Here is a 6,643-nt window from a genome sequence, read left to right on the forward strand (position 1 = left end):
CCTCCAGCGGGTCCAGTCCAACGGCCTGAGCGACGGCGTCCATCACCCGCTCGATCGCCGCCATGCCTTGAGGACCGCCAAAGCCCCGGAAGGCGGTGTTCGACACCGTGTGGGTCTTGAAGCGGTGCGAGACGATCTCGACCGCCGGCAGGAAGTAGCAATTGTCGGCGTGGAACATCGCCCGGTCGTTGATGGCCATCGACAGGTCGGTGGTCGAACCACAGCGCGAGGCCAGCTCCAGGGCCAGGCCGGTCAGCACGCCCTCGTCATCGAAGCCGACGTCGTAGGCGACCTCGAAGTCATGCCGTTTGCCGGTCATGACCATGTCCTCGTCGCGATCGGGACGCGCCTTGGCGGCGCGGCCCGTCTTGACCGCGACAAGGGCGGCGGCGGCTGCGAACAGCGAGGCCTGGGTTTCCTTGCCGCCGAACCCGCCGCCCATCCGGCGCACCTCGATAGTCACCGAGGTGTGCGGCACGTCCAGCACACGGGAGACCAGGTGCTGGACCTCGCTGGGGTGCTGGGTGGACGACCAGATGTGGACGTCGCCGCCCTCGCTCGGCGTGGCCAGGGCGACCTGGCCTTCGAGATAGAAATGGTCCTGACCGCCGATGGCGAACGCGCCTTGCAGCCGTCGGGGCGAGGCCGCCAGGGCGGCGGCCGCGTCGCCGCGCGCCATGCGTTGGCTGGCCTCGATGGTCGAGCCGGCCTCGCGCGCCTGGGTGATGGTGATCGCGGCCGGCAGGTCCTCGTAGTCGATCACCGCCTTGGCGGCGGCTGCGCGGGCGGCGGCGATCGAGGTGGCGGCCACGGCGAACAGGCTCTGGCCGACGCAGACCACCTCGCCGTCAGCGAACAGCTTGTCGTCGTGGATCACCGGGCTGACGTCGTTCTCGCCGGGGATGTCCTGGGCCGTCAGCACGATGACCACGCCGGGCGAAGCGCGCACGGCCGACAGGTCCATCGACACGATCTGGGCATGAGCCTTGGTGCTCATGCCCAGATGGACATGAAGCATTCCCGTCGGTTCGGGAATGTCGTCGACATAGATCGCCGCGCCCGAGACGTGGCGCAGGGCGCTGTCGTGCGGCAGCGAGGCGTGGACGCCCTGGAAGACGACCGGCTCGATCACCGCCGTGGCGCTGGAGTCAGCCATGGGCCGCCTCCGGCACGCGGGTTTCCAGGTCCGGTCGGGCCGCCTCGATGAACACCTTGCGCAGCATATTGCCGGCCGTCAGGGCACGATAGGCGGCAGAGGCGCGGGCGTCGGTCAGGGGCGTGAAGTCGTCGGCCAGAGCCGCGACTCCGGCGTTGATCGTGGCCGCGTTCCACGGCTGGCCGAGCAGGGCGGCCTCGCAGGCGGCGGCCCGCTTGGGCGTGCCGGCCATGCCGCCATAGGCGATGCAGGCGGAGGCGACGATTTCGTCCACGATCTGGATGTTGAACGCTCCGCACACCGCCGAGATGTCCTGGTCGAAGCGCTTGGACAGCTTGAAGACCTTGAACATCGCGCCGGGCGTCGGATCGGGGACCAGCACCGCCTCGACGAACTCGCCCGGCCGGCGGTCCTGCTTGCCATAGGCGATGAAGAAATCCTCCAGCGGCAGGGTCCGCCGTTCGTTCCACTGGCGCAGGACCAGGGTCGCCCCCGCCGCGATCAGGGCCGGCGGCATGTCGCCGATCGGCGAGCCGTTGGCGATGTTGCCGCCGATCGTGCCGCTGTTGCGGACCTGGGTCGAACCCAGCCGGCGCATCATGGCGCCGAGATCCGGATAGAGCGCGCTCAGCGTCTCCAGCGCATCGACATAGCGGACGCCGGCGCCGATCCGCAGGCCGCCGTCGGCGCGTTCGATCCGCTTCAGCTCGTCCACCTGGCCGATGTCGATCAGGGTCTCCAGCGGCTTGCGCAGCTTGGTCACCCACAGGCCGATGTCAGTGGCTCCGGCCACGACGACCGCGTCGGGATGGGCGGCGTAGGTCTCGGCCAGTTCATCGGCGCTCCGCGGCGCGAACCAGCGGCGGGTCGAGCCGGCGATCGGGTCCGCGTAGTCCAGGCTCAGGGCCTGGTCGCGACGTAGCGCGGCCAACTTGTCGGCCACGTCCGGCGCCGCCTCGGGGACGATGGTCTCGGCCGCGGCGATGATCGGGCCATAGCCCGTGCAGCGGCACAGGTTTCCAGCCAGCACCTCGTCGACCGGGGCGTCCGCGCCCTTGGCCGCCACGGCCCGCCCATACAGCGACATGACGATGCCCGGCGTGCAAAAGCCGCATTGCGAGCCGTGATGCTCGACCATGGCCGCCTGCACGGGGTGAGGCGTATCGGTGGCCAGCCCCTCGACGGTGATCACCGCCTTGCCGTCCAGCATCGGCACGAACTGGATGCAGCTGTTCACGGCCCGCCACGCGGTTCCGCCCTGCCCGTCCAACTCGCCGACCAGCACCGTGCAGGATCCGCAGTCGCCCTCGGCGCAGCCCTCCTTCGTCCCGGTGCGGCGCAGGTCGCCGCGCAGGTGCTCCAGCAGCGTGCGGGTGGGATCGACGCCCTCGGCCTCGACCACCTCTCCGTTCAGCAGGAACCGCACCCCCGCCATCGTCAGCTGCCCCGATAGGTGGAATAGGCGAACGGCGAGACCAGCAGCGGCACATGATAGTGCTGGGCCGTGTCGGACACCGCGAAGTCGATCACCACCACGTCCAGGAACGGCGGATCGCTCACCGCCGCGCCGGTCGCCTTGAAATAGTCGGCCACCGCGAACTCCAGCCGATAGCCGCCGACCGCCAGAGCCTCGCCCTCGACCAGTCGTGCGCGACCGTCAGCGTCAGTGCGGATTTCGCTCAGCAGGCTGACCTTGTCCCCGCTCCGGGCGGAAACCCGCACAACGACGCCCGCCGCCGGGCGGCCGGCCGCCGTGTCGAGGATATGGGTGGTCAGGCCGCTCATGCGTTCGTCGTTCCTTGCTCGGCGTTCCGGCGCGCCATTCTAGACCTCTAGGCCCGCGAGCGATGCTGAAACCGCCTCGTCCGCAAGTCCAGTCCGGACATCCCTCGCCCCACCCAAGACGCCGAACCGCCTTGCATGGCGGCGTCAGGCGCCCGCCGGACGTGCGTTATATAAGTCTTTTATTACTTAGTGAGCCACCTGCGATCGCCCGCTCGAGGCTCCGATGCGTCAAAAAACGCCGCCCGACCTTGGGTAAGGTTGGAAATGCCACGCCAACACCGGTAGCTAGACCCTGACGGATCCGCTTCAGACGATCCGCGCCGCTTTACCTTGCGCAGTCTCCGAGGAACGACCGATGGACGAGGATTTCCGTAAAGCCGCCCTGGACTATCACCGTCTGCCGCGGCCCGGAAAGCTGGCGATCGAGGCCACCAAGCGCATGGCCACCCAGCGCGACCTCGGCCTGGCCTATTCGCCCGGCGTCGCCGCCCCCTGTGAAGCCATCGCCGCCAATCCGGATCTCGCCCGCGACTACACGGCGCGGGGCAATCTGGTCGCGGTGATCTCCAACGGCACGGCCGTGCTCGGCCTGGGCAATATCGGCCCCCTGGCCTCCAAGCCGGTGATGGAGGGCAAGGCGGTTCTGTTCAAGAAGTTCGCCGGCATCGACGTCTTCGACCTCGAGGTCGATGCCGAGGATCCCGACCGCTTCATCGAGGTGGTCGCCGCCCTGGAGCCCACCTTCGGCGGCATCAATCTGGAGGACATCAAGGCTCCGGAATGCTTCATCATCGAGCGCAAGCTGCGCGAGCGGATGAAGATCCCGGTCTTCCACGACGACCAGCACGGCACCGCCATCGTCTGCGCCGCCGCCGTTCGCAACGCGCTCCTCGTACAGGGCAAGACCCTGAAGGACGTCAAGCTGGTCACCTCGGGCGCCGGCGCGGCCGCCCTGGCCTGCGTCGACCTGCTGGTCTCGATGGGCCTGCCGGTCGATAACGTGACGCTGACCGACATCAAGGGGGTGGTTCATGCCGGCCGCGAGCCCGACATGCTCGACAACATGGCCCGCTATGCGCGCCAGACCGACGCCCGGACCCTGCCCGAGGTGCTGGCCGGCGCCGACATCTTCCTGGGCCTTTCCGCGCCCCGCGTCTTCAAGGCCGAGTGGCTGCCGCTGCTGGCGCCCAATCCCCTGATCCTGGCCATGGCCAATCCCGAGCCGGAAATCCTGCCCGAGCTCGTCGCCGCCCAGCGCCCCGACGCCATCATGGCCACCGGCCGCAGCGACTATCCCAACCAGGTCAACAACGTCCTGTGTTTCCCGTTCATCTTCCGGGGCGCGCTGGATGTCGGCGCCTCGGAGATCAACGAGGCCATGAAGGTGGCGGCCGTCGAGGCCATCGCCGAACTGGCCCGGGCCGAGGCCTCGGAAGTGGTGGCCAGCGCCTATGGCGGCGTCGCCCCGATGTTCGGCGCCAGCTACATCATCCCCAAGCCCTTCGATCCGCGCCTGATCCTGCAGATCGCCCCGGCCGTGGCCCGGGCGGCCATGGACAGCGGCGTCGCCACCCGGCCGATCGCCGACTTCGACGCCTATCGCGCCGAGTTGGAGCTGTTCGTCTATCGCTCCGGCCAGCTGATGCGGCCGGTGTTCGAGCGGGCCCGCAAGGCCACCAAGGTTTCGACGATCCGCGTGGCCTATGCCGAGGGCGAGGACGAGCGCGTGCTGCGCGCCGTCCAGACCGTGCTCGACGAGGGCCTTTGCAAGCCCGTGCTGATCGGCAAGCGCGAGACGATCATCGCCAAGGCCACCGAGATGGGCCTGCGGCTGGACTTCGACACCCGCGTCGAGATCCTCGATCCCTCGGCTGACAAGGCGCTGTTCGACCCGCTGGTCGAGCGCTACCAGGGCCTGGTCAGCCGCCGCGGCGTCCCGCCACTGGCCGCCGAACGCCGGGTGACCAACCGCCGAACCGTCTCGGCCTCGATGCTGCTGCAGGCCGGCCATGTCGACGCCGCCCTGGTGGGCGGGGCCGGCGACTGGTGGCAGCACATGACCTATGTGCTCCCGATCATCCCCAAGCGCGAGAACGTCGGCCGGGTCTACGCCCTGTCGGCCCTGATCATCGACAACGGCACGCTGTTCTTCTGCGACACGCACGTGAACGTCGACCCGACCGCCGAACAGGTGGCCGAGATGACCCTGCTGGCCGCCGAATCCGTGCGCCGTTTCGGCCTGACGCCCAAGGCGGCCCTGCTGTCGCACTCCAGCTTCGGGGCGTCGAACTCGCCGACCGCCCGCAAGATGCGCGAGGCCCTGGCCCTGGTGCGCGAGCGCGCGCCCGAGCTGGAAGTCGACGGCGAGATGCACGCCGACGCCGCCCTCTCCCAGGCCCTGCGCGACCGCCTGGTGCACGACAGCGCCTTGAAAGGCTCGGCCAACCTGCTGGTCATGCCGACCCTGGACGCCGCCAACATCGCGCTGACCCTGCTCAGCGCCGCCACCGAAGGCCTGCTGGTCGGGCCGGTGCTGCTGGGCATGAGCCGGCCGCTGCACGTTCTGACGCCCAGCGTCACGGCGCGCGGCATCGCCAACATGACCGCCCTGGCGGTCAACCAGGCAGCCGCCGAGCGCGAGCATCGGGGGGCCTAGCAAGCTCTCGCAGACCTCGATCGCGGACACGAAAAGGCCCCGCAGGAGCCCCTCCACCGTCTCAGCGACGGGGAAAGGCTCCAGCGGGGCCTGATTCTTGGTCGAAAGCTCGACCGAACGCTCCGCGCCCGGCCTTGTTTCGATCCTTAGAGGATGCGCAGGTTGCCGGCCGAGGTCTTGCCCGAGCGGCGGTCCTGTTCCAGTTCGTAACCGACTTGCTGGCCTTCGTTCAGGCCGCGCAGGCCGGCGCGTTCAACGGCCGAGATGTGCACGAAGATGTCGCCGCCGCCATTGTCCGGCTGGATGAAGCCGAAGCCCTTGGTGCTGTTGAACCATTTCACCACGCCGGTGCCGGCTTCGCCCGAACCGCCGCCACCGCCGCCGCTACCGCCGTAGCCGCCGCCGCGCGGAGCGTCATAGCCGCCGCCACGCGGGGCGTCGAAGCCGCGCGAAGCGGGACGACGCGGCGCCGAAGGCGCGGCGCCTTGGCCGGTCACGCGCAGATTGCCGGCCGAGGTCTTGCCCGAACGGCGGTCCTCTTCCAGCTCGTAGGCGACTTGGTCGCCTTCGTTCAGGGCCGACAGGCCCGAGCGTTCCACCGCGGCGATATGCACGAACACGTCTTCACCGCCGTTTTCAGGCTGAATGAAACCGAAGCCCTTGGCCGGGTTGAACCACTTAACGACACCGTTCGCCATCTTATCCTCAAAACCTCATTCAGCGAGCCAGTTGCCGACCCGCGTCCTTCCATCCTGCTCTCATGACGCAAATCCGAAGAACGCGCTACGGGGTTTGAACGCAGAATCTCAGGCCGAAGCCCGTCTGGGCGATAAATTTTCGCGTGAGACGGGTCGATGACGCACGAAACGCCACCGGAAGTGGCATGGAGGCCACACATCCGAAGACGCTTAGAGCTTGGCTTTGATTTTGGGTGCGGGGACAGGATTTGAACCTGTGACCTTCAGGTTATGAGCCTGACGAGCTACCGGGCTGCTCCACCCCGCGGCGAAGAGGGTAGTGTTGTTATCGTGATGCAGGGTTCATGG

5 protein-coding genes, 1 tRNA gene and 1 pseudogene are annotated in these 6,643 nt (G+C 68.4%); 1 reads left to right on the forward strand and 6 read right to left on the reverse strand.

The annotated features are described in order from the left end of the window. The 3 genes from AC1DZ6_RS16075 to uraH all read right to left on the reverse strand — a co-directional run. On the reverse strand, positions 1–1,156 hold a 1,156-nt coding region (locus AC1DZ6_RS16075; protein WP_477098160.1), incomplete at its 3' end, for a molybdopterin cofactor-binding domain-containing protein. Next, on the reverse strand, positions 1,149–2,591 hold the full coding sequence (xdhA, locus tag AC1DZ6_RS16080) for a xanthine dehydrogenase small subunit (protein ID WP_477098161.1): 1,443 nt from the start codon (positions 2,589–2,591) through the stop codon (positions 1,149–1,151). The genes AC1DZ6_RS16075 and xdhA, both read right to left, overlap by 8 nt. Before the next feature lie 2 nt (positions 2,592–2,593). Further along, positions 2,594–2,941, reverse strand: a complete 348-nt coding sequence (uraH, locus tag AC1DZ6_RS16085) for a hydroxyisourate hydrolase (protein WP_477098162.1) — start codon at positions 2,939–2,941, stop codon at positions 2,594–2,596. Positions 2,942–3,296: 355 nt separating this feature from the next. On the opposite strand from uraH, the gene AC1DZ6_RS16090 reads away from it, so the two are divergent. Further along, positions 3,297–5,597, forward strand: a complete 2,301-nt coding sequence (locus tag AC1DZ6_RS16090; RefSeq protein WP_477098163.1) for an NADP-dependent malic enzyme — start codon at positions 3,297–3,299, stop codon at positions 5,595–5,597. Positions 5,598–5,743: 146 nt separating this feature from the next. Here AC1DZ6_RS16090 and AC1DZ6_RS16095 read toward each other — a convergent pair whose 3' ends face one another. From AC1DZ6_RS16095 to AC1DZ6_RS16105, 3 genes and pseudogenes are all read right to left on the reverse strand, one after another. Then, on the reverse strand, positions 5,744–5,941 hold the full coding sequence (locus AC1DZ6_RS16095; protein ID WP_026171987.1) for a cold-shock protein: 198 nt from the start codon (positions 5,939–5,941) through the stop codon (positions 5,744–5,746). A gap of 150 nt (positions 5,942–6,091) precedes the next feature. Beyond that, a pseudogene (locus tag AC1DZ6_RS16100) lies at positions 6,092–6,295 on the reverse strand (cold-shock protein); the annotation flags it as partial. 230 nt (positions 6,296–6,525) lie between these two features. Further along, positions 6,526–6,602: transfer RNA gene (locus AC1DZ6_RS16105), tRNA-Met, on the reverse strand. Positions 6,603–6,643 lie beyond the last annotated feature (41 nt).

Source organism: Caulobacter sp. P1_B12_2 (genome assembly GCF_056406675.1).

What these genes read in the sequence shown, in the direction of transcription:
- xdhA (WP_477098161.1), bottom strand. Translation starts at nt 2,591, where the DNA reads ATGGCGGGGGTGCGGTTCCTGCTGAACGGAGAGGTGGTCGAGGCCGAG.
- uraH (WP_477098162.1), bottom strand. Translation starts at nt 2,941, where the DNA reads ATGAGCGGCCTGACCACCCATATCCTCGACACGGCGGCCGGCCGCCCG.
- AC1DZ6_RS16090 (WP_477098163.1), top strand. Translation starts at nt 3,297, where the DNA reads ATGGACGAGGATTTCCGTAAAGCCGCCCTGGACTATCACCGTCTGCCG.